19 protein-coding genes are annotated in these 21,656 nt (G+C 51.5%); 15 read left to right on the top strand and 4 right to left on the bottom strand.

All coding sequences use genetic code 11. The features are described 5' to 3' along the window. Positions 1–63 precede the first annotated feature (63 nt). From QL223_RS22975 to QL223_RS22965, 3 genes are all read left to right on the top strand, one after another. Positions 64–336, top strand: coding sequence for a DUF4212 domain-containing protein (locus tag QL223_RS22975; protein ID WP_281546074.1), 273 nt, complete (start codon positions 64–66; stop codon positions 334–336). A 12-nt stretch (positions 337–348) separates the two neighbouring features. Next, positions 349–2,076 carry a sodium:solute symporter family protein gene (locus tag QL223_RS22970; RefSeq protein ID WP_251876784.1) on the top strand — a complete coding sequence of 576 codons (1,728 nt, stop codon included), beginning with the start codon at positions 349–351 and terminating at the stop codon, positions 2,074–2,076. Positions 2,077–2,214: 138 nt separating this feature from the next. After that, positions 2,215–2,706 (top strand): hypothetical protein, encoded by a 492-nt coding sequence (locus tag QL223_RS22965; protein ID WP_002541989.1) that lies wholly within the window; start codon positions 2,215–2,217, stop codon positions 2,704–2,706. A 27-nt stretch (positions 2,707–2,733) separates the two neighbouring features. Here QL223_RS22965 and QL223_RS22960 read toward each other — a convergent pair whose 3' ends face one another. The 3 genes from QL223_RS22960 to QL223_RS22950 form a co-directional block, all read right to left on the bottom strand. Further along, a complete protein-coding gene (locus QL223_RS22960) occupies positions 2,734–2,952 on the bottom strand; it encodes a hypothetical protein (RefSeq protein ID WP_002541990.1) in 219 nt (72 codons plus the stop codon). A 1-nt stretch (position 2,953) separates the two neighbouring features. Continuing rightward, a complete protein-coding gene (locus QL223_RS22955) occupies positions 2,954–6,403 on the bottom strand; it encodes a hybrid sensor histidine kinase/response regulator (protein ID WP_281546083.1) in 3,450 nt (1,149 codons plus the stop codon). 109 nt (positions 6,404–6,512) lie between these two features. Next, positions 6,513–7,679: a 3-phenylpropionate MFS transporter gene (locus QL223_RS22950; protein WP_281546073.1), complete on the bottom strand. Its 1,167-nt coding sequence runs from the start codon at positions 7,677–7,679 to the stop codon at positions 6,513–6,515. A gap of 183 nt (positions 7,680–7,862) precedes the next feature. Here QL223_RS22950 and QL223_RS22945 point away from each other — a divergent pair, with 183 nt between their 5' ends. The 3 genes from QL223_RS22945 (at position 7,863) to acs (ending at position 12,473) form a co-directional block, all read left to right on the top strand. After that, positions 7,863–9,665 (top strand): DUF294 nucleotidyltransferase-like domain-containing protein, encoded by a 1,803-nt coding sequence (locus tag QL223_RS22945; protein WP_281546072.1) that lies wholly within the window; start codon positions 7,863–7,865, stop codon positions 9,663–9,665. A 1-nt stretch (position 9,666) separates the two neighbouring features. Beyond that, positions 9,667–10,287, top strand: a complete 621-nt coding sequence (locus QL223_RS22940; RefSeq protein WP_002541995.1) for a 3'-5' exonuclease — start codon at positions 9,667–9,669, stop codon at positions 10,285–10,287. Positions 10,288–10,523: 236 nt separating this feature from the next. Next, on the top strand, positions 10,524–12,473 hold the full coding sequence (gene acs, locus QL223_RS22935; RefSeq protein WP_281546071.1) for an acetate--CoA ligase: 1,950 nt from the start codon (positions 10,524–10,526) through the stop codon (positions 12,471–12,473). A 27-nt stretch (positions 12,474–12,500) separates the two neighbouring features. Here acs and QL223_RS22930 read toward each other — a convergent pair whose 3' ends face one another. Then, positions 12,501–13,061 carry a cytochrome b/b6 domain-containing protein gene (locus QL223_RS22930; RefSeq protein ID WP_046303622.1) on the bottom strand — a complete coding sequence of 187 codons (561 nt, stop codon included), beginning with the start codon at positions 13,059–13,061 and terminating at the stop codon, positions 12,501–12,503. 640 nt (positions 13,062–13,701) lie between these two features. Here QL223_RS22930 and aroQ point away from each other — a divergent pair. The 9 genes from aroQ to QL223_RS22885 all read left to right on the top strand — a co-directional run bounded on the left by aroQ (position 13,702) and on the right by QL223_RS22885 (position 21,649). Continuing rightward, a complete protein-coding gene (gene aroQ / locus QL223_RS22925) occupies positions 13,702–14,157 on the top strand; it encodes a type II 3-dehydroquinate dehydratase (protein WP_039850575.1) in 456 nt (151 codons plus the stop codon). A 26-nt stretch (positions 14,158–14,183) separates the two neighbouring features. Then, the gene (gene accB / locus QL223_RS22920; protein ID WP_046303621.1) at positions 14,184–14,648 is read left to right on the top strand and encodes an acetyl-CoA carboxylase biotin carboxyl carrier protein; all 465 of its coding nucleotides are present in this window, start codon (positions 14,184–14,186) and stop codon (positions 14,646–14,648) included. 12 nt (positions 14,649–14,660) lie between these two features. Next, a complete protein-coding gene (gene accC, locus QL223_RS22915) occupies positions 14,661–16,007 on the top strand; it encodes an acetyl-CoA carboxylase biotin carboxylase subunit (protein ID WP_002542000.1) in 1,347 nt (448 codons plus the stop codon). A 152-nt stretch (positions 16,008–16,159) separates the two neighbouring features. After that, a complete protein-coding gene (locus QL223_RS22910) occupies positions 16,160–16,441 on the top strand; it encodes a YhdT family protein (RefSeq protein ID WP_062667798.1) in 282 nt (93 codons plus the stop codon). Beyond that, the gene (panF, locus tag QL223_RS22905) at positions 16,434–17,888 is read left to right on the top strand and encodes a sodium/pantothenate symporter (protein WP_281546070.1); all 1,455 of its coding nucleotides are present in this window, start codon (positions 16,434–16,436) and stop codon (positions 17,886–17,888) included. Before QL223_RS22910 ends, panF begins: the two co-directional genes overlap by 8 nt. Before the next feature lie 134 nt (positions 17,889–18,022). After that, entirely contained in the window at positions 18,023–18,907 is an 885-nt protein-coding gene (gene prmA, locus QL223_RS22900) for a 50S ribosomal protein L11 methyltransferase (protein WP_281546069.1), read from the top strand. A 147-nt stretch (positions 18,908–19,054) separates the two neighbouring features. Next, complete coding sequence (dusB, locus tag QL223_RS22895) at positions 19,055–20,020, top strand: tRNA dihydrouridine synthase DusB (RefSeq protein WP_197076262.1); 966 nt, start codon at positions 19,055–19,057, stop codon at positions 20,018–20,020. Between the two features lie 22 nt (positions 20,021–20,042). Further along, positions 20,043–20,339 carry a DNA-binding transcriptional regulator Fis gene (gene fis, locus QL223_RS22890; RefSeq protein WP_002542007.1) on the top strand — a complete coding sequence of 99 codons (297 nt, stop codon included), beginning with the start codon at positions 20,043–20,045 and terminating at the stop codon, positions 20,337–20,339. A 158-nt stretch (positions 20,340–20,497) separates the two neighbouring features. After that, positions 20,498–21,649, top strand: coding sequence for a glycosyltransferase family 4 protein (locus QL223_RS22885; RefSeq protein WP_281546068.1), 1,152 nt, complete (start codon positions 20,498–20,500; stop codon positions 21,647–21,649). Positions 21,650–21,656 lie beyond the last annotated feature (7 nt).

Genomic DNA, 21,656 nt, shown 5'->3' with positions numbered 1-21,656 from the left:
TGTACCTTGGCTGCTATTGTCGAATCGTAACAATCCGTTAACTCGTCACTTAAGGAGATGGTGATGTCTGAGGAACAGAAACAAGATAACGCCAAAGCCTATTGGCAAAAGAACGTCAGGCTGATGATGTATTTGCTTGCCGTTTGGTTCGTGGTGTCGTTTGGATGCGGCATCCTGTTTGTTGATCAACTCAATGAAATTCGTATCGGCGGCTACAAGCTGGGCTTCTGGTTCGCACAACAGGGGTCAATTTATACCTTCTTGGCCATCATTTTTATTTACGCCTTTCAGATGCGCAAACTCGATAAAGAGTTTGGCGTAGATGATGACGAGTAAGGAGCAGTAGTCATGGATTTGAAAACCGTTACTTACCTTGTCGTAGGTTTCACGTTCGTTCTCTATATCGGGATCGCAATCTGGGCCCGCGCAGGTTCTACCAAAGAGTTCTATGTTGCTGGCGGTGGTGTAAACCCTGTTGCAAACGGTATGGCAACGGCAGCGGACTGGATGTCTGCAGCTTCCTTTATTTCAATGGCAGGTCTGATCGGCTTTATGGGATACGGTGGTTCTGTATTCCTGATGGGCTGGACAGGCGGCTACGTGCTTCTGGCACTGCTGCTTGCGCCTTACCTGCGTAAGTTCGGTAAGTTCACTGTTCCAGAGTTCATCGGTGAGCGTTTCTATTCGAACACAGCACGTGTGGTAGCCGTAATCTGTCTGATCATCGCATCGGTGACTTACGTTATCGGTCAGATGAAAGGTGTGGGCGTGGCATTTGGTCGCTTCCTGGAAGTTGACTACGCAACGGGCCTTTACATCGGTATGGCGATCGTATTCATGTACGCAGTACTTGGCGGCATGAAAGGTATCACTTACACCCAGATTGCTCAGTACTGTGTCCTGATCCTGGCATACACCATTCCAGCTATCTTTATCTCGCTGCAACTGACTGGCCACCCTCTGCCACAAATTGGTTTGGGTAGTACCATGTCCGGCACGGATACCTATTTGCTCGACCGGCTCGATCAGGTGGTCTCTGAACTTGGGTTCAGTGAATACACCACATCAGTCCGCGGTGACACCCTTAACATGTTCGTTTACACCATGTCACTGATGATCGGTACTGCAGGTCTACCACACGTCATCATCCGTTTCTTCACGGTACCAAAAGTACGTGATGCGCGTATCTCTGCAGGTTGGGCACTGTTCTTCATCGCGATTCTGTACACCACTGCACCAGCAGTTGCAGCAATGGCGCGCCTGAATCTGATGGATACAGTTAACCCTGCACCAGGCCAGCACCTTGCTTATGATGAGCGTCCTGACTGGTTCAAGAACTGGGAAAAAACCGGTCTGCTTGGCTTCGATGACAAGAACAACGACGGCAAGATCAACTACACCTCTGACAAAGCAACGAACGAGCTGAAAGTTGACCGTGACATCATGGTTCTGGCGAACCCTGAAATCGCGAAACTCCCTAACTGGGTTATCGCGCTGGTTGCAGCGGGTGGTCTGGCAGCGGCACTGTCAACAGCAGCAGGTCTGCTTCTGGCTATCTCGTCGGCGGTATCGCATGACTTGTTGAAAGGGGTCTTCAGGCCTGATATTTCAGAGAAAAATGAGCTCATGGCGAGCCGGATTGCGATGGCGGTAGCGATTGCCTTCGCGGGTTATCTGGGTCTCCATCCACCGGGCTTCGCAGCCGGTACGGTCGCCCTCGCCTTTGGCTTGGCCGCCTCGTCAATCTTCCCTGCACTGATGATGGGCATCTTCTCCAAGTCCATCAACAAGGAAGGTGCGATTGCCGGTATGATCGCGGGTATCAGTGTGACACTGTTCTACGTATTCCAGCACAAAGGCATCCTGTTCATCGCGGACTGGAAATACCTGGAAAGCTGGGGCAGCAACTGGTTCCTGGGCATTGAGCCAAATGCATTTGGTGCAATCGGTGCACTTGTGAACTTCACGGTTGCTATCGCGGTATCGCGCGTTACTGCAGAAACCCCACAACACGTTAAAGATCTGGTTGAGCACGTTCGTATCCCTGGCGGTGCGGGTGAAGCGCAAGACCACTAATCAATAACGCTGAGCACTTAGATAAGAGCGTCACGTTAACGCTAAAAAGCCCCGCTCAGGGGCTTTTTTTATCCTCGAGGGACTACCGCACTATGGTATGTTACCCCTTAGCCCAAGGACGAAAGCGAACTCTTTATCATGTTAAAAAACAAACACGTAATTGCCGCCATGCTCGTGGCCCCAATTCTTGCCTTGATAGCCTATTTTGGCGTGGACTTAGCAGTCAGTGAGAAACCCCACGCAGCAAAAGAAGGGGAAACCTACAAACTCGCCGCTGACTCAAACTGTCGATACACCAGTGGTATTTGCTCGCTGGAAAATGGCGACTTCAAACTCAAGCTGCGTTCAGAAAGTCTGTCTGACAGTGAAGTGGTGTTAAAGCTGACGTCAGAATACCCATTGGAAGGGGCAAAAATCAGTCTTATCCAGAAAGAAGGCGACCGTTCAAATCCGGTCGATATGGATGTTAACGGAGCAAACACGAAAGAATGGTGGGTTGATCTGCCAGCACCCAACTCAGAAGACAGTGAAATCCATCTGGTCGTGAAATCAGACGGTACGCTGTATTACGGTGAAACGACGGCAGTTTTCGTCGAGTACAAAACACTGTTGAACGAGGAGCAGCAATAAGCCGCTCCTACCTTTCCAGCAGTCATTTTATTGAGTGACGAGGTAGAGTTTGGTGGCGGTTAGAATTTCCGCCACTCTCGCTTCGTGTTCTTGCTCTGACAGCCAAAAAGTCACATCCACCCAACCGTCTGTGCCCATCTGATCAATTTCAACCAGTTGGATTTCTCCAGTCACTGGATCCCAGGTCCCTTCGACCCGTACCAAGCCCACATCGGTATCTAATCGGGGAATCGTAAACGCTTCCATATCAGCTTACCCCTTGTTGAAGCAGCGCTCTTAGTTTCAGCGGTTTTACTGGCTTGGCGATATAACCAAAGCCTAGCTCCCGCACCAGATTTCGTGTTTCTTGTGTTCTGTCGGCGGTGATCACTGCACCGACGAAGTCATCTCCCAGCATTTCACGGCAACGTTGCAAAACATCGAGCCCCGTCAGTTCCGGCGCCAAGTGATAGTCACTGAGGATGGCATTCGGCCTCTGGCCTTGTTCAATCAACGCAACAACGCCATCGAGATCTTCTGCCACATCAACCTGACACCCCCACCGTGTCAGCAGACTTTCCATACCCGCCAGGATGTCCCTTTCATTATCTACACAGAGCACGCGAACCCCAGCGAGTGGCTCACTATTTTTGTCCTTTTCTTCACGCTCAACGCCAGTGTCACAAACCTGAGGCGCAGATTCGATGCGGGCTGTAATGGAAAAAACGGTGCCTTCTCCCGGCCAGGAACGCAGGTTGAGAGGCTGGTTCAGAATACGGCTGATCCCGCGGGCAATCGCCAGACCGAGGCCTAAACCGAGCTCAGCACCTTTACGGTCAATGCGGGTAAATTCATTGAAGATGTCCTGCTGCATTTCTTGTGGAATGCCCGGACCGTTATCCCACACCTCGATGCGGCACTGCGAACCATGACGACGCACGCCCAACAGCACACGGCCATTCGGGTTATAGCGAAAGGCATTGGTGAGAAAGTTCTGCAATACGCGGCGTAGTAATCGTCTGTCAGAGCGAATGCGAAGGCCCGTTGGCTGAACACGGAAATCGATGCCCTGCTCGTTAGCGATAACGCCAAATTCTGCGGCCAGCGTTGAGAAGACTTCATCGAGCTCGAAGTTGGTGATTTTGGCCTTCATCTTGCCCGATTCAATGCGGGAAATATCCAGCAAATCACCAATAAGATCTTCTGCCGCTCCTAACGCACTCTCGATGTGACCCGCCATTTTTTGGGTTTCTTTTTCTTCAGCCATTTCGTTCAGGGAGGACGCAAAAAGACGCGCGGCGTTCATCGGTTGCATCAAGTCATGACTTACTGCCGCCAATAGCCGGCTTTTCGATTGCGAGGCCTGCTCGGCCTTGGCGGTGGCACTGATAAGGCGACGGTTCAAGGTTTCAAGCTCTTTGGTCCGCTCTATAACCCTTGCTTCCAGTGTTTCATTGGATTGCTTCAGCGCTTCTTCTGCATCTCGGAAGGCGGTGATGTCAGTAAAGCTCATAACGAATCCACCGCCCGGCATCGGATTACCCTGCACCTCAATCACCCGGCCATCAGGGTGAACACGGGAAGAAGTATGCGGCGAACCTTGACGCAAATAGCCCACGCGTTTTTTTACGTGCTCTTCAATATCACCAGGGCCACACAAACCGCGCTCGGCGTTGTAGCGGACCACATCCGCAATCGGTCTGCCAACCTGAATCAAATCCGGCGGGAAATTGAAAAGCTCCACATAACGCTGGTTCCATGCCACCAGCCTGAGTTGTTTATCGACAACGGAAATACCCTGACTGATGTGTTCGATTGCGCCTTGAAGCAAGCCACGGCTGAAATCGAAAAGCTCGGAAGCTTCATCCACGATGGTGGCGATTTCCTCCAGCTGCATGTTCCTGCCCTGCAGCGCAGAAGTCAGTACCAGCTTGGCAGACGATGCACCGAATACACCAGCCAATACACGTTCGGTATGACGAATCAGCGCAGCACTCGCCTGCTGCTGTGGCAACAAGACTTCACCGCGTTGCTCGCCGAAGGTGCGGAATGTTTGACGCATGCGAGTGCGTCCAACAAAGCGGGCGGCTAACATTTCAAGCTCTGCCACTGTCACACGGCTTTGATACAGGCTGGAATCATCCCCTTCCGGGAGCGGTGTACCCACAAAACTCGCTGCTTGCAGACGCTCACTGAGCGAAGGCCGGGTCGCCATCGACACCAGCACAAAGCAGAAGGTATTGACCATCACACTCAGGATCATGCCCCAGTTCACCGGGCTTAATGACTGGAAGAACGGGATATCCGGCGGTGCCAGAATCCAGAGCACCAGGTTGGTATCTTCGTTGCCGGCCAACATGCCCGTCTGCATCATCAGAGTCATCAACCAGACAATGAAACCGGCGAAGAGCCCGGCATATACGCCTTTCTTATTGGCCTGACGCCAGTAAATTCCCGCGACCAGTGGCGGCGCGAACTGGGCAATTGCAGCAAAGGAGAGAAAACCAATCGCCGAGAGTGACGGCACTTCAAGGATCAGTTGATAGAAGCCCCAAGCCCCGATAAGCAAGAGGAAAATCAGCGCGCGGCGCACGTTCAGCAACAAACCGGAGAATTGGGTAAAGTTGCGATTCGACACCCGCATGCGGCGAAGCAGTTGTGGCAGTACCAGATCGTTCGACACCATGATCGCAAGGGCAATGGTCGACACAATTACCATGCCGCTTGCCGCCGATGCACCACCCAAGAATGCCAGCAGTGCAATGCCTTCATTGCCGGTGGAAAGCGGCAGCTGAATAACATGGGTTTCAGCAGACATGTTAGGCAGGAAGGCCTGACCTGCATACGCCAATGGCAAAACGAACATGCCCATCAACACAAGGTAAAGCGGAAACACCCAGCGTGCGGTATGCAAATCCTGCGCACGGGCGTTTTCTACTACCATGGTGTGGAACTGGCGCGGCAAACAGATAATCGCCGCCATGGTCAGCAGAGTATGAACCAGCAAAGCGCCCCAATCCGGTGCTCCGACGACATTGGCTTCTTTCAATGTCGGCAATGGCCCTGGAGCATCGAGTAACAAGCCCACAGCAAAGAAGCCCACAACCAAAAACGCAACCAGCTTGACGATGGACTCAAAGGCCACCGCCATCATCATGCCGCGGTGGTGCTCGGTGGAGTCGATATGGCGGGTACCAAACAACACGGTAAACATCGCCAGTGACATGCAGACCAGCCAGGCAATCTGTCCTTCGTTAAGCCCTGCACTCTCGCCAATGTCAGGCGCAATCACATCCAGTCCCATGGTGATCCCGCGAAGCTGCAGCGCGATGTATGGCAGAATACCCACCACCGCTATCACAGTGACCATCACCGCTAGGCCTTGGGATTTCCCATACCTGGCGGCAATAAAATCGGCAATCGAGGTGATGTGCTCGCGCTTGGCTATCAGGATGATCCGGGCGAGAAACCGCCAGCCAATGGTAAAAACAAGGATCGGCGCAAGGTAAATAGGCAGGAATGACCAAGGCTGACTCGACGCCTGCCCCACGGTGCCAAAGAAGGTCCAGGAGGTACAATAAACGGCGATAGAAAGGCTGTATATCCACGGACGCCAGCCACGCAGCCAGCGCGGTCGACTATCTCCATACCAGGCGATAAGAAACAAAACGCCCAGGTATGCCAGTGCCACCGGCACCACTATCCATCCCGCCGACATAATCCCTTCCATGACAAACTTTTAACTAGAGTCTGTTTACCATGCTCTCAGTTGTACAACAACGCGCCACTTTATCTCCGTGAGCGAGCTCTAAATGCGTACCGCAAATTCAGGACCTTACTGCTTCTTCCGCGGTGTCGGCTTTCAATGTCAGCAGGAGAACAGGCAAGCCAAGAAGCGCCATGGCATAGAAACTGTCCCCGCCTAACTGTTCGTAGAGTTCACCGCTCACGACCGTCAGCAGTGCCATGACCACCCCCATGGGGATTGCGCTATACAATGCCTGCAACGCCATGATCTTGTCGCTTGTCTGCTGCTGGATATAGCGCATCGCGGCGATATGGGCGACGCCAAACGTCAGACCATGAAGTGACTGTGCCGTAAACAGCACACCGAGATCGGTGCTCCACCCAGTCAAACACCAACGCAGAATCACCGCCAGCGCTGCCAGTCGAAACAGTGATTGCACCTGCCAACTTCCGAATAACTTTGCGGCCAGTGCAAACATCATCACTTCCACCACTACGCCAAAGCTCCACAGGTAGCCCACCATCACGTCGGAAACGCCTGCCTGGGTCCAATGAATCGCGCTGAATGCATAATAAGCGGCGTGGCTGCCTTGAATGAAGGAGACGATAGCAAGAAACACCAACACGGATTTCACGCGAAGTACCTGAAGCAATGGCGTTCTAACCATCGCTTGGGTTTCTTCTTTCGCGGGTAGTTGCTGAGGCGAAGACAGGCTCCAACACCAGGTCAACAGTAACGCCCCTGCAGCGAGAGGTACAATGATTGGCGGCCCAAATCGCTCCACCAAGGTTCCTGCCATCATGGAACCCACCACAAACGCCAGCGAGCCCCAGAGCCTCGCCCGCCCATAATCAATCAGCTTCCGGCGGTTGTAATGATTGGCTAATGCATCTGAAACGGGAATGGATGGCCCTATCACGCTGTTAATCGCAATAGAAAGCGCGGTTAGCCAGAGTAAATCCGGCGTTGCCATCAAATGCAGAAAACCAATCACTGTGGCTAAAAATGACAGCCACCGAATAGCGGGAAGCAAATGCTCGGGTAAGTGAAAACGAGGCGTGAGGGTCAGGTTCACCACAAAGCGCGCCATAACGCCTGCACCCAACACGATACCGATGTCATCTGCAGAGAGGCCAAGCCACGCCAGCCATACTGACCAAAAAGGCAGATAAACCCCGAACGCAAAGAAATAGGCGCCGTAATAAATAGATAGCCAATGGTAGGGGGTGGGACGGGGGTAACTCATTCTGGCGCATCCTTTCTGCCGCAACGAGGATGGCTATTTTGACAGCGATTCATCCAAACTTACAGTCTCAACTTAGCATGGATTAATAGACTAAAGTCGGCTGGCAAGGTAGATTGCCGTACGACACACTGAGAGTTGCAAAGACACGCTGCACGCGTGGTTAATAACACGGAGTTTGCCGCCATGCCTGAACCGTTCGACACTTCCTCTCCCCCATTTGACCGCCTTGATGCCAAGCAAGCAAAGCATCTGCTGTCCTCATTGGATATCACCTATTACCGCCGTGGTGATGTACTGATAGAAAAAGGGGAAGGCAATAATGCCCTTTATATCGTCATCAAAGGACGCGTTCAGGAGGTCAACCCTGATACCAAGGAAGTGCAGGCGCAGTATATTAAAGACGATCTGTTTGATGCCCGTGCACTGCTGAAAGGCCATGCACACCATAGATACCGCGTGGTAGAAGACACGCTTTGTTATGTGCTGCCTAAAGCCGTGTTTCTCGAACTCTATGACCAAAACCAGTCGTTTGCTGACTACTTCAATACCAGTTTCAGTAAACGAAAACGCATGCTGGAAAAGGCGCAACAACAGCAGAACCTTGCCGAATTCATCCTGACTCAAGTGGATGAAACCAACATCCAGCCCATCATGACCATGCCCCATGGCACCTCGATTCAGGATGCCACGTTAAACCTTCGCCGCGAGCGTCAGGACTGCGCACTGGTCGCCCTCGAAGGCAAGCCGCACGATATTGGCATCATTACTCGAACCAACTTGCTGCACGCATTGGTTGAGGATGGCTGCACCTTAGCATCTCCTATCGGAGAAGTTGCAACTTCTCCGGTCATCAGTGTCGAGATGGGCGAGTACCTGTTCAACGTGATGATCCTGATGACCCGTGACCGGGTAAAACGGGTGCGCGTCACCGAAGGTGGCGAGACGGTCGGCATGCTGGATATGACTCAGGTGCTGAGTCTCTTTTCCACGCACTCTCACGTACTCACACTCCAAATCAACCGCGCGCACTCGATTGAGGAACTCGCGCTCGCAGCCAATAACCAACATCAGCTCGTCGCCAATCTCACGAATAACGGTATCCACACCCAATTTGTCATGGAACTGATTTCCGCCGTCAACGAACAGATCATCGAAAAAGCCTTCCGTCTCACCATTCCAGAAAGCTTCCACAATCTGTGCTGCCTGTTTGTGATGGGCTCGGAAGGGCGCGGTGAGCAGGTGCTGAAAACCGATCAGGACAACGGACTTATTCTCGCTGACGATGCCGATTGGCCCGACGTTCAACATTACATGGAAAGATTCAGTGAAGTGCTGAGTCGTCTCGGCTACCCGCCCTGCCCCGGCAATGTCATGGTTAACAATCCGCGCTGGGTGAAAACCCAATCTGAGTGGATGAAAGAAATGGTCGCCCTGAGCAAAATTTCTGACGAACGCACCTTGATGGACCTAGCCATCATTGCTGATAGTCATGCTGTGGCTGGCAATAAAACGTTGCTGGAGCCTGTGATGGAAAAGCTTCATGCCACACTCAAAAACAATATGCTGACGCTCAATACCTTCGTCCGCCCCTGCCTTGCGTTCCGTGTTCCTCTGACGCTTTTCGGTAGCCTAAAGGCGGATAAAGAAGGGTTGGATGTCAAAAAAGGCGGCATCTTTCCACTGGTGCATGGCGTTCGCACCTTGGCACTGGAAAAAGGGCTCACCGAAACCAACACTTTTGAAAGGCTGGATGCACTGGTCGAATGCAAGGCACTGGATCAGGAAACCGCCAACAACCTCTCCGAAGCGTTAAAGCTTTTCGTGAAAGTGCGCCTGAAACAACAGCTCGACAGCGATGCCAGCACGGGCAACCAGTTAGACGTCACCCAGCTTTCGCGGACAGAAAGGGATTTGTTGCGAGATTGCCTCGGCGTTGTCAAAAAGTTCAAAGAACGGCTGGCTTCGCACTATCAGGTAAGGGACTAGCATGAACCTGGTGGAAAGGCTCTGGCTCAGGTACAAGTGGCGCGACAGCGAGTATGCCCCCCTGTTTTCTTCACCCAGTGATGAAGAGTTGGTTTCATTGGATTGCGAAACCACCAGCCTGGACCCGCACAAAGCCGAGCTGGTCACCATCGCCGCCACCAAAATCCGCGGCAATAAAATTGTCACCAGCGAGCCTTTCACCATTTCCCTTCGCGCGCCCAACTCGCTGAGCGCCCAGTCGGTGAAAATTCACGGCATCAGACATCAGGATCTGAGCGATGGCGTCTCTGAAAAAGAAGCCATGCTCAAGCTGATCGAGTTTATTGGTAATCGGCCCATTGTTGGGTATTACATCCAGTACGACAAAGCGATCCTTGACCGCTATGCCAAAAAGCATCTTGGCTTCAAACTGCCCAACCGCACGATAGAAGTGAGTGATATATACCGTCGCAAGCTGGAACACATCCTGCCGAATGCCTATTACGACCTGAGTATGGAGGCGATAGGACACCACCTCGACCTGCCCCTTTCCGGGCGGCATGACGCCCTCGATGATGCCATTAGTGCGGCGCTGATCTATGTTCGACTAAAGTACGGTGATGTACCAATGCCCACTTATTGATAATTTCCCCGCAACCCGCTGCATGTAAATGAGAGCGACGCCTCACTGTGACTGTTGAAAGGTCACAAAACCCAGAGAAAACGGCCTCTTCATCCTAAAGTCTAATTGTCGAGAATCCCTAACTATCCGACCTTAATGGAACAAGACCGTTAGACCGTACCCTATATTCTAATTTGTCGTGGTCGAATATTTGACGATGCCAGACAGCATCACGCAGGAACACAAGGAGAAAGATAATGAGTGAGGTTCACCTGCATCCGGTAATGCCGGAAATCGAAGCCAAAGCGCACGCAAACAACGACACCTACCGCGAGATGTATCAGCAGTCTGTTGTTAACCCAGAAGGATTCTGGCGTGAGCATGGCCAGATCGTAGATTGGATCAAACCTTTCACTAAGGTGAAGAACACCTCTTTTGATACCGGACACGTCGACATCAGATGGTTCGAGGACGGCACATTAAACGTTTCTGCCAACTGTATTGACCGCCACCTTGAGACAAAAGGCGACCAGGTTGCCCTGATCTGGGAAGGCGATGACCCGAACGACGACAAATCCCTGACTTACAAAGAGCTGCACACTGAAGTGTGTAAGTTCGCCAATGCACTAAAAGGCCAAGGCGTGCGCAAAGGCGATGTTGTGTGTCTTTACATGCCTATGGTAATGGAAGCGGCGATTGCGATGCTGGCATGTACCCGCATCGGTGCCGTTCACACCATCGTATTCGGTGGCTTCTCTCCAGAAGCACTGGCTGGCCGTATCGTCGACTCCAACGCAAAAGTGGTTGTCACTGCCGATGAAGGCGTGCGCGGCGGCCGTGCGGTACCATTAAAACAAAACGTGGATGCAGCGCTTGCAAACCCATCAGTCACGTCAGTTGAAAAAGTCGTTGTTTACCAACGCACTGGTAACACTATCGAGTGGAACTCAGACCGCGATGTATGGTGGCACGAAGCAACAGCCGTGGTGTCTGCGAACTGTGAACCAGAAGAGATGAACGCAGAAGACCCGCTGTTCATTCTGTACACATCAGGCTCTACCGGCACACCAAAAGGTGTTCTTCACACTACCGGTGGTTACCTGGTTTACGCGACCATGACCTTCAAATACGTGTTCGACTATCAGGAAGGCGAAGTCTTCTGGTGTACTGCTGATGTAGGTTGGATCACCGGTCACAGCTACCTGATCTACGGACCGCTGGCAAACGGTGCGAAAACCATTCTGTTCGAAGGCGTGCCTAACTACCCATCAACTGCCCGTATGAGCGAAGTGGTTGATAAGCACCAGGTGAACATTCTGTACACCGCACCAACCGCAATCCGCGCCCTAATGGCGAAAGGTAACGAAGCGGTTGAAGGCACCAAGCGTGACTCACTGCGCATCATGGGTTCTGTGGGTGAGCCAATCAACCCAGAAGCGTGGGAGTGGTACTACAAGACAATCGGTGACAGCAAGTGTCCTATCGTGGATACCTGGTGGCAAACCGAAACCGGCGGCATCCTGATCACTCCACTGCCAGGTGCAACGGCACTGAAGCCAGGTTCGGCAACTCGTCCATTCTTCGGTGTTCAACCAGCACTGGTTGATAACATGGGTAACATCATCGAAGGCGCGACAGAAGGTAACCTGGTCATGCTGGATTCTTGGCCGGGCCAGATGCGTACCGTTAATGGTGACCACGAGCGTTTCGAGCAGACTTACTTCTCCACCTTCAAAGGCATGTACTTCACCGGTGACGGTGCACGTCGTGATGAGGACGGTTACTACTGGATCACAGGCCGTGTAGATGACGTACTGAACGTTTCCGGTCACCGCATGGGTACCGCAGAAATCGAATCCGCACTGGTGGCATTCGACAAGATTGCAGAAGCGGCAATTGTTGGTGTTCCACACGATATCAAAGGCCAGGCTATCTATGCCTACATCACGCTGAATTCAGGTGAAGTGCCAAGTGCAGAGCTGACCAAAGAAGTGAAAAACTGGGTACGTAAGGAAATCGGTCCTATCGCAACACCAGATTTCATCCACTGGACAGACGCACTGCCGAAAACCCGCTCAGGCAAAATCATGCGTCGTATCCTGCGTAAGATTGCAACCGGCGATACTGGTAGCTTGGGTGACACTTCTACCCTGGCGGACCCAAGCGTGGTCGACAAACTGATCGCGGAGAAATCCAGCGTGGTATAACCACCAAGGTTTGATCCCGAAGGGCCGCTATACGCGGCCCTTTTTTTGGCTGAAATGCATGACCACAGGCTTGGGCGGCATCAATCGCGCTAACAGGTTATCGCGAAGCCAGAACTGGTGATACAAGGCGGCACCGATGTGCATGACCACGACAATCCCCAACACCGCACAACTCGCTCGGTGAACAAAGAAGAAGAAATCATTAATGACCATATCAGTGACCGGATTAGGTATCTTAACCAGCCAGAAGAACCAGTAAGGCTCTTTGAGCATCAAATAACCGGAAACAAACACTAAGAACATTAAAAGGTAGATAACACTGTGGATGAACTTGGCGATGTTTTTTTCAAACGTAGTCGTTGAGTTAACCGACTCAACCTTTGGGCGAAAATAACTCCAAACCCATCGCATGATGAACAAGACAGTACCTATCGTTGCAAATGACATGTTCAGCACGGATAGCACATCAAACGCCTTTGTCCCCACCACCAAATGCATGACATAACCCGCCACCGTCGTATAAATGATGATGGCCGCCATACTCCAATGTAACAATCGACTCAATGAGTCATAGCGCTTCTGAATCATATTCCCCTCCCAATAATCTTGGGGCTCGCACCCAATGACGCTTGCTAAAACGAGGTGTTGCAGCACCTCGATGCCTTAATTATCGTACAAGTGAATCATTTTTTGAGCGCTTAATTGATTGGTTTTCAGATAGTGCGGTATCGCTTCCGCAAACAGAACACCATCCCATTTAAAAACCTAAAACCCCGCTACATTGAGCCAGAAATAAAAAAATAGTGGATTATATGGCATGAAAATTGAGCCTAACTGCTCACCTTGACTAACTATTTCATCCTTAAGCTGTTTTCATTTGATGTCTCAATAATTAGACAAAAAGAGCACCAAAGAGGTCGGTAAGATGAGTAGCGTAAGACAGTGCGTTTAAAACGCCGGATGAGATCTGCCTAACAGATTCACCCTCCTAACTGGTCATTTCGTGAACTACTGCCACGAAATGCCTGTCATATCTGCGTAATCTGTACACTGGATTGTCAGATTTTGTCTGATAAGACCAGTATTTTGCTGCCATTTGCGGTGAATTCTCTATAATTGCGAATCAGCAAATGGCTGGAGTGCCATTTTTCAGGTTCTCGCACCCTTGGGTGCTGAAAAGCAGAAGTTAACGCCTTTTCGCAACAAGAACAGGAACAAAGCGATCAATATGACGACAAATCGCAAAGTTTTACTTATTAATGGTCCGAACCTGAACATGCTTGGGGTTCGCGAACCAGGCCATTACGGACAGCAATCGTTAGATCAGATCGTCGCCGATCTGACGACACTAGCAGCATCTTTCAACATCCAACTTGAACACGTGCAGTCCAATGCGGAGCACGTCCTGATTGATACCCTCCATCAGGCCATGGGAAAGGTTGATTTCATCATTATCAACCCAGCCGCGTTCACGCACACCAGCGTGGCGTTGCGAGATGCCATTCTCGCTGTCGGCATTCCCTTTATTGAGGTGCACCTTTCAAACGTTCACGCCCGTGAGCCATTCCGTCATCACTCTTACTTCTCTGATAAAGCAGAAGGCGTGATTGTCGGACTGGGCGCTGACGGTTACGAATTTGCTCTACGTGCGGTCGCCAAGCGTCTGCAAGCAGAGAATAACTGAACAATAATTTCAAAGAGATAGACATCATGGATATTCGTAAAATCAAAAAACTGATTGAGCTTGTTGAAGAATCTGGCATCGCTGAGCTGGAAATCTCTGAAGGTGAAGAGTCAGTACGCATCAGCCGCGCAACCGCGCCAGTTGCCACTCAGGTTTACGCAGCACCAGCGGCTGCTCCTGCTCCAGTTGCCGCACCAGCAGCTCCTGCGGCGGCTCCGGCAGCAGCAGAAGCACCAGCAGTTGAAGCAGAAGTTGCGGGTCACCAGGTTCTGTCTCCAATGGTGGGGACTTTCTACCGTTCTCCAAGCCCAGAAGCGAAGTCTTTCGTTGAAGTGGGTCAATCAGTCAACGTTGGCGATACCCTTTGCATCGTTGAAGCGATGAAAATGATGAACCAAATCCAAGCAGACAAAGCGGGTGTAGTGAAAGCTATCCTGTGTGAAGACGGCCAAGCAGTAGAGTTTGACCAAGCTCTGGTCATCATCGAGTAATCGAGGACAGCTATGTTAGATAAAATTGTCATCGCTAACCGCGGTGAAATTGCGCTTCGCATCCTTCGTGCGTGTAAAGAGCTCGGCATCAAAACGGTTGCCGTTCACTCCACCGCCGATCGCGATCTGAAGCACGTATTGCTGGCAGACGAATCTATCTGTATCGGTCCTGCATCAAGCGTTGAAAGTTACCTGAACATCCCACGTATCATCAGTGCTGCAGAAGTGACTGGTGCGGTGGCTATCCACCCAGGTTACGGCTTCCTGTCAGAGAATGCAGATTTTGCAGAGCAGGTAGAGCAATCAGGCTTCATTTTCGTCGGTCCTCGCGCTGAAACTATCCGCCTGATGGGTGACAAAGTGTCTGCCATCAACGCGATGAAAAAAGCGGGCGTACCTTGTGTACCAGGTTCTGATGGTCCACTTGACGACGACGAGTCTAAGAACAAGGCTTTCGCAAAACGCATCGGCTACCCTGTGATCATCAAAGCATCCGGTGGTGGTGGTGGTCGCGGTATGCGTGTGGTTCGTTCTGAAGCAGAACTGACTGACGCTATTGCCATGACCCGCGCAGAAGCAAAAGCTGCCTTCAACAATGACATGGTTTACATGGAGAAATTCCTAGAAAACCCACGCCACGTTGAAGTGCAGGTTCTGGCTGATGGTCAGGGCGGTGCGATTCACTTAGGTGAGCGTGACTGTTCGATGCAGCGCCGTCACCAGAAGGTTGTTGAAGAAGCGCCAGCGCCGGGTATCACTGCTGAAATGCGCAAGTACATCGGTGAACGTTGTTGCCGCGCGTGTCTGGAAATCGGCTACCGCGGTGCAGGTACGTTTGAGTTCCTGTACGAAAACGGTGAATTCTACTTCATTGAGATGAACACCCGTATTCAGGTTGAACACCCTGTGACCGAAATGGTAACCGGCGTTGACCTGATCAAAGAACAGCTTCGCATTGCCGCTGGCCAGCCTCTGTCATTCACGCAAGATGACATCCAAATCCGCGGCCACGCGATTGAGTGTCGTATCAACGCGGAAGACCCAGAGCGCTTCCTGCCAAGCCCAGGCAAAATCGATCGCTTCCATGCGCCAGGCGGCATGGGTGTGCGTTGGGAATCTCATGTGTACTCAGGCTATTCAGTGCCACCACACTATGATTCCATGATTGGTAAACTGATCTGCTTTGGTGAAAACCGTGACGTGGCGATTGCGCGTATGCGTAACGCCCTGCAGGAAACCATCATCGATGGCATCAAAACCAACATTCCTCTTCAGCTGGAAATCATGAAAGATGAGAACTTCCAGCACGGTGGTGCAAACATCCACTACCTGGAGAAGAAGCTGGGCATTCAGAAGTAATTCTGAGCCAAAGCCAAAAGGTCGCGTTTACGCGGCCTTTTTTGTTTTTCGCGCCCAAACCCTGCACGTATAAATCTGTCACATTCTCCGTGGTTTTGTCACAATAGACCCCTTATCAACACTCTCTTATCGCGTTAAGTAAGAAGGCTCTAATGAAGACACTTAGCAGCCGATACCGCCAGGCTCACAAGGAAGCCAAATGGGCGATTGCACTCGCACTCGCGTATTTTGCATGGTGGTACGGATTTGCCTATGGTCTGGCCCCAGAAGGAATTGAACAGACTCCCCCGACGCTCTATTTCGGTTTGCCACTTTGGTTTTTAATGGCATGCGTTATCGGCCCCCTTTTATTTACCTTGCTGTGCGCACTGATGGTGAAATACCTCTACAAGGACATGCCACTCGACATCGAAGAGGAAGCGTCCGATGAATAGTCAGCTTCTTATCCCGATGGCGCTATATCTGGTCGCTGTATTTGCGCTGGCCATTTATTCCCGCAAACAAGGGGACCGCAGTGGCGGATTCCTGAATGAATACCTGCTTGGTAGCCGAAGCATGGGCGGATTTGTGCTGGCGATGACTCTCGCGGCCACCTATGCCAGTGCGAGTTCTTTTATCGGTGGACCCGGTGCGGCTTACAAAATGGGACTCGGCTGGGTGCTTCTGGCGATGATCCAGTTACCTGCTGCATGGCTGACGCTCGGTGTGCTCGGGAAGAAGTTCGCCATTGAGTCCCGTCGCCACAATGCGCTCACCCTGAATGACATGCTCTATGCGCGTTACAAAAACCGTGCAGTGGTGATTTTCGCCTCTCTGGCTTTATTGCTGGCCTTTTTTGGCACCATGGTGGTTCAGTTTGTTGGTGGCGCACGCTTGCTGCAGACTGTCACCGGGCTTTCCTATACCCACGGTCTGATGCTGTTTGCCTTGACGGTGGGCGTTTACACCACCATCGGCGGATTTCGCGCTGTAGTCATGACTGACACCGTGCAGGGCATCATGATGATCATCGGCACTATTGCGTTGCTGGTTGGCATCATCCACGCTGGCGGCAGTCTGGGTGAGATGATTACTGACCTTCATGCCATCGATCCTGCACTGGTCACGCCTTACGGGCCGAATAACTTTCTGTCAGAGCCGTTTATGCTGAGCTTCTGGGTATTGGTCTGTTTCGGTGTAATTGGCCTTCCCCATGCGGCGGTGCGTTGCATGTCTTACAAATCCAGTAAATCGCTGCATAAAGGCATGGTGATCAGCACTGCTATGGTAGCCCTGCTGATGCTGGGCATGCATTTGGCCGGTGCGCTTGGCCGCGCGATTGTACCGGAGATTGATAACCCGGATCAGATCATGCCGACCCTGATGATGACGGTTTTACCCCCTGTCGTTGCCGGTGTGTTTCTGGCAGGCCCAATGGCGGCGATTATGTCGACCATCGACTCGCAACTCATTCAGGCATCCGCAACGCTGCTGAAGGACTTGTATCTCAACTACATCAACCCCAATGCCGCCAAAGCGCCGGATGCAGAAAGCAAATTACCAAAACTCTCTTTATGGGTAACGGGTATATTCTCACTGCTGGTATTTGTCGCGGCCACCAATCCGCCCGACATGATCATCTGGCTGAACCTGCTCGCCTTTGGCGGTATGCAGGCGGTGTTCCTGTGGCCTTTGGTGCTTGGCCTTTACTGGAAGAAAGCCACCGCCTCAGGTGCGTTAGCATCCATGATTACAGGCCTTGGCAGCTATGCCGCGCTTTCGACCTTTAAACCGGACATGAGCGGCGTACACGCCATTGTGCCTTCACTGGCCATCAGTCTGTTTGCCTTCCTGCTTGTTAGCAGCCTGCAGCACAGGAAGACACACCCAGCAACCGCATAACTCCTCAGGGCAGCATTCGCTGCCCTTTTTCTTCCTTTCTTAACCCTGACCGTGCTAAGGCTATGCGGTCTGACTACTTTTTATGCTAGACTCCGCGCCTTAAAATCGTCGTTAAACGAAGAAGTGAAGAAACCATGCCTTGGATTCAAATCAAACTGAACGCAACCGCAGAAACCGCTGAAGCCATTGGTGACATGCTGATGGAAGAAGCTGGTGCGTTGTCAGTCACTTTCCTTGATGCCAAAGACACCCCGGTGTTTGAACCTATGCCGGGTGAAACCCGTCTATGGGGCGAAACCGACATCGTCGCACTTTATGATGCAGAAACCGACATGAATGCGGTGGTGGCCATTCTGAAAACCAGCCCACTGCTGGGTGAAAACTTCACGCACAAAATTGAACAGTTGGAAGACAAAGACTGGGAACGCGCCTGGATGGATAACTTCAAGCCGATGCGTTTTGGTCAGCGTCTTTGGGTTTGCCCAAGCTGGTGTGATGCACCAGAGCCAGATGCCGTCAACATCATGCTTGATCCTGGTCTGGCATTCGGTACCGGTACTCACCCAACTACAGCACTCTGTCTCGAGTGGCTAGACGGGCTGGACTTGTCTGGCAAGACAGTGATCGACTTCGGTTGCGGCTCAGGCATTTTGTCGCTAGCTGCGCTTTTGCTGGGCGCAGAGAAAGTCATCGGTATCGATATCGACCCACAAGCACTGCAAGCATCTAAAGCCAATGCAGAGCGCAATGGTGTCGCAGATCGCCTTGAGCTTTACCTGCCTCAAGATCAGCCAGAAAACCTGCAAGCAGAAGTCGTGGTTGCCAACATTCTGGCAGGTCCACTTCGTGAGCTTTCTCCAATCATCAAAAGCCTGATCGCCCCACAAGGTGTACTGGCGATGTCCGGTGTATTGGATAGTCAGGCTGAGTCTGTTGCCGACTGTTACCGCGATGAACTCAGCGTTGACGCGATTGTCGAAAAAGAGGAATGGTGCCGCATCACTGCGTGCAGAGCCTAACCCAGTGATAATTGAACAATTTTTGTACTAAAAAATTGAATTATCTGGATTTTTGAAAAATCAAGGCAAAACGCTCAAATATTGGCCTTTTCAGAGCAGGAAAAAATGCGTAAAATGCGCGCCCTTGCTGACATAGAAGGTATCCCCTTGCAAATCGGACCATACAAACTGGAAAACCAACTTATCGTGGCGCCTATGGCAGGCGTGACTGACAGACCTTTCCGCGAACTCTGTTTGCGCTATGGGGCTGGCATGGCGGTAAGTGAAATGATGTCTTCCAATCCGGCGATGTGGCACACAGCCAAATCAAAAAACCGGATGGTTCATCTCGATGAAAAGGGGATCCGTTCTGTTCAGATCGCTGGCGCTGAGCCAGCACTGATGGCAGATGCCGCACGCTTCTGTGTTGAAAACGGCGCGCAAATCGTCGACATCAACATGGGCTGTCCGGTAAAGAAGGTCAATAAGAAACTGGCTGGCTCAGCGTTGCTGACCCGACCGGATATCATTGAGCAGATCCTGAAAGCAGTGGTTTCTGCGGTAGACGTTCCCGTCACGCTGAAAACCCGGACAGGCTGGGATCCGGACAACAAGAATTGTGTCCAGATCGCCAAAATGGCCGAAGACTGTGGCATTCAGGCGTTGGCCCTTCACGGCCGCACACGCGCTTGCATGTATAAAGGGGAAGCTGAGTACGACAGCATCAGAGCGGTCAAAGAAGCTATCTCTATCCCGGTTATCGCCAACGGGGATATCGATTCGCCTCAGAAAGCCAAATTTGTGCTGGATTACACAGGTGCTGATGCCTTAATGATTGGCCGCCCCGCACAAGGGCGTCCTTGGATTTTCCGCGAAATCCAACATTACCTTGCCACGGGTGAAGCACTCGATGCGCCACCGATGGAAGAGGTAAAAGCAATTTTGTTGGGCCATGTTCAGGGGCTTCACCAGTTTTATGGTGAGCTAAAAGGACTGCGTATCGCGCGTAAGCACGTGAGCTGGTACCTGAAAGAACATGACCAAATTGGCGATTTTCGCCAGACTTTCAACGCAATCGAAGACGCTCACGAGCAGATCGATGCGCTGCAAGATTACTTCGAAAACGTTGCATAAATACGAGAAGAGCTGACAGAGTATGTTCGAACAAAACCTGACTTCAGAAGCATTGACAGTGACTACTGTGACTTCACAAGATCAAATCACCCAGAAGCCACTGCGTGACTCAGTAAAAGCCTCCCTGAAAAACTACCTAGCGCAGTTGAATGGCCAGGAAGTCAATGACCTGTACGAGCTGGTACTGGCAGAAGTTGAGCAACCACTGCTGGACACCATCATGCAATACACTCGCGGTAACCAAACCCGCGCAGCAACCATGATGGGTATCAACCGTGGTACTCTGCGTAAGAAACTGAAAAAGTACGGCATGAACTAAGTTCCGCTAACTTAACAGTTTTCAGTAAAAGCCAGGCTGCGAAGTCTGGCTTTTATGTTTTCTAGCCCAACGCAGAATCACACTGCCCCTCTGATGCCCCTTCGTTATATACTCCTTGCTGTATCCGGCCGCACGATAGACTTTTTCGGGAGAACACCATGGCTCAGGCTAACGCCTCAACAAACACCGCAGACAGCAAACCGGGCATTTTGCATATTTGCCTGTCAACGGGCTGGGGCGGTCTGGAAATGTACCCATCACGTATGGGCAAAGAGTTTATCGATAAAGGTTACCGAGTCTTTGGTCTTGCCTCGGAAAACTCCCGTGTAGCCAACGCGATGAAAGATGCCGGCATGGACGTTTTTACCGTGCCGAAGAAAGCTGCGCTTTTCGGTCCAACACTCTTCGGCCTCAATAAGTGGCTAAAAGCGAACAATGTGCAAATTGTGCATTGCCACAAATCTGGCGACATCCTCGTTTCTGCACTTCTAAACATACTGACCCGCCGCTACACCCTGTTTACCGAACACATGGGTGTGAAACGCCCGAAAAAAGACATCTATCACCGCTGGGTTTACCGACACGTTGATCAGGTACTGTCTATCAGTAATGAAACTTATCAACGTAATATCAAGGCACTGCCCGTAGCAGAAAGTAAAATCGAGAGACTGTGGCTTGGTACCTACATCGAGCAAAAGCAGTTTAGCGAAGACAATCGCCCTCACCTGTTAGCCGATGAATATGAGCTATCTCACGACACCACGTTTATCGGCTCCGTAGGGCGGATTTGTGATGGTAAAGGCCAGGCAGATTTGTTGGCAGGCTTTGAGCTTATCGCTGCCGATTACCCGGACGCCCATTTAGTGCTGATTGGTGGACTGAACCCTGATGAGGGCGCAGACGAAGCCTTTTCACAATTGCTGCAAGAAAAAGCGAAGGCTTCTCCTTTCTCTGACCGCGTCCATCTGGCCGGTTACCGTAAAAACGTTCCGACGCTGTTGGAAGAAATTCAAATTGTCTGTCTGCCGTATTGGAACGAGGCATTTGGTCTGACGGCCATTGAAGCTATGGCGCAACACTGTGCTTTAGTGGTATCCAACACAGGTGCGCTGCCAGAAATTCTTGAAGAGACTGGTGTGTACTGCACACCAAAGGATGCCGAATCAATCGCTGTAGGGCTCAAGCGCTATCTGGATGACGAGTCATTGCGTGCATCAAACGCTGCCAATGCCTATCAACGCGCGCTGGAACATTTCTCCATGCAGGGTCATGCAGATAAGCTAGAGCAGATTTACCTTCGCGGTCTTTGATAGATCT

The sequence above is a fragment of the Grimontia sp. SpTr1 genome (assembly GCF_947387585.1).
Classification (GTDB): Bacteria; Pseudomonadota; Gammaproteobacteria; order Enterobacterales; family Vibrionaceae; genus Enterovibrio; species Enterovibrio indicus.
Note: the sequence above shows the minus strand (reverse complement) of the source record. Positions and strands in the feature narration are given on the sequence as shown.

Excerpts from the sequence above, each read along its gene's own strand:
- QL223_RS22975 (WP_281546074.1), top strand. The coding sequence starts at position 64 with ATGTCTGAGGAACAGAAACAAGATAACGCCAAAGCCTATTGGCAAAAG.
- QL223_RS22970 (WP_251876784.1), top strand. The coding sequence starts at position 349 with ATGGATTTGAAAACCGTTACTTACCTTGTCGTAGGTTTCACGTTCGTT.
- QL223_RS22965 (WP_002541989.1), top strand. The coding sequence starts at position 2,215 with ATGTTAAAAAACAAACACGTAATTGCCGCCATGCTCGTGGCCCCAATT.
- QL223_RS22960 (WP_002541990.1), bottom strand. The coding sequence starts at position 2,952 with ATGGAAGCGTTTACGATTCCCCGATTAGATACCGATGTGGGCTTGGTA.
- QL223_RS22955 (WP_281546083.1), bottom strand. The coding sequence starts at position 6,403 with ATGTCGGCGGGATGGATAGTGGTGCCGGTGGCACTGGCATACCTGGGC.
- QL223_RS22950 (WP_281546073.1), bottom strand. The coding sequence starts at position 7,679 with ATGAGTTACCCCCGTCCCACCCCCTACCATTGGCTATCTATTTATTAC.
- QL223_RS22945 (WP_281546072.1), top strand. The coding sequence starts at position 7,863 with ATGCCTGAACCGTTCGACACTTCCTCTCCCCCATTTGACCGCCTTGAT.
- QL223_RS22940 (WP_002541995.1), top strand. The coding sequence starts at position 9,667 with ATGAACCTGGTGGAAAGGCTCTGGCTCAGGTACAAGTGGCGCGACAGC.
- acs (WP_281546071.1), top strand. The coding sequence starts at position 10,524 with ATGAGTGAGGTTCACCTGCATCCGGTAATGCCGGAAATCGAAGCCAAA.
- QL223_RS22930 (WP_046303622.1), bottom strand. The coding sequence starts at position 13,061 with ATGATTCAGAAGCGCTATGACTCATTGAGTCGATTGTTACATTGGAGT.
- aroQ (WP_039850575.1), top strand. The coding sequence starts at position 13,702 with ATGACGACAAATCGCAAAGTTTTACTTATTAATGGTCCGAACCTGAAC.
- accB (WP_046303621.1), top strand. The coding sequence starts at position 14,184 with ATGGATATTCGTAAAATCAAAAAACTGATTGAGCTTGTTGAAGAATCT.
- accC (WP_002542000.1), top strand. The coding sequence starts at position 14,661 with ATGTTAGATAAAATTGTCATCGCTAACCGCGGTGAAATTGCGCTTCGC.
- QL223_RS22910 (WP_062667798.1), top strand. The coding sequence starts at position 16,160 with ATGAAGACACTTAGCAGCCGATACCGCCAGGCTCACAAGGAAGCCAAA.
- panF (WP_281546070.1), top strand. The coding sequence starts at position 16,434 with ATGAATAGTCAGCTTCTTATCCCGATGGCGCTATATCTGGTCGCTGTA.
- prmA (WP_281546069.1), top strand. The coding sequence starts at position 18,023 with ATGCCTTGGATTCAAATCAAACTGAACGCAACCGCAGAAACCGCTGAA.
- fis (WP_002542007.1), top strand. The coding sequence starts at position 20,043 with ATGTTCGAACAAAACCTGACTTCAGAAGCATTGACAGTGACTACTGTG.
- QL223_RS22885 (WP_281546068.1), top strand. The coding sequence starts at position 20,498 with ATGGCTCAGGCTAACGCCTCAACAAACACCGCAGACAGCAAACCGGGC.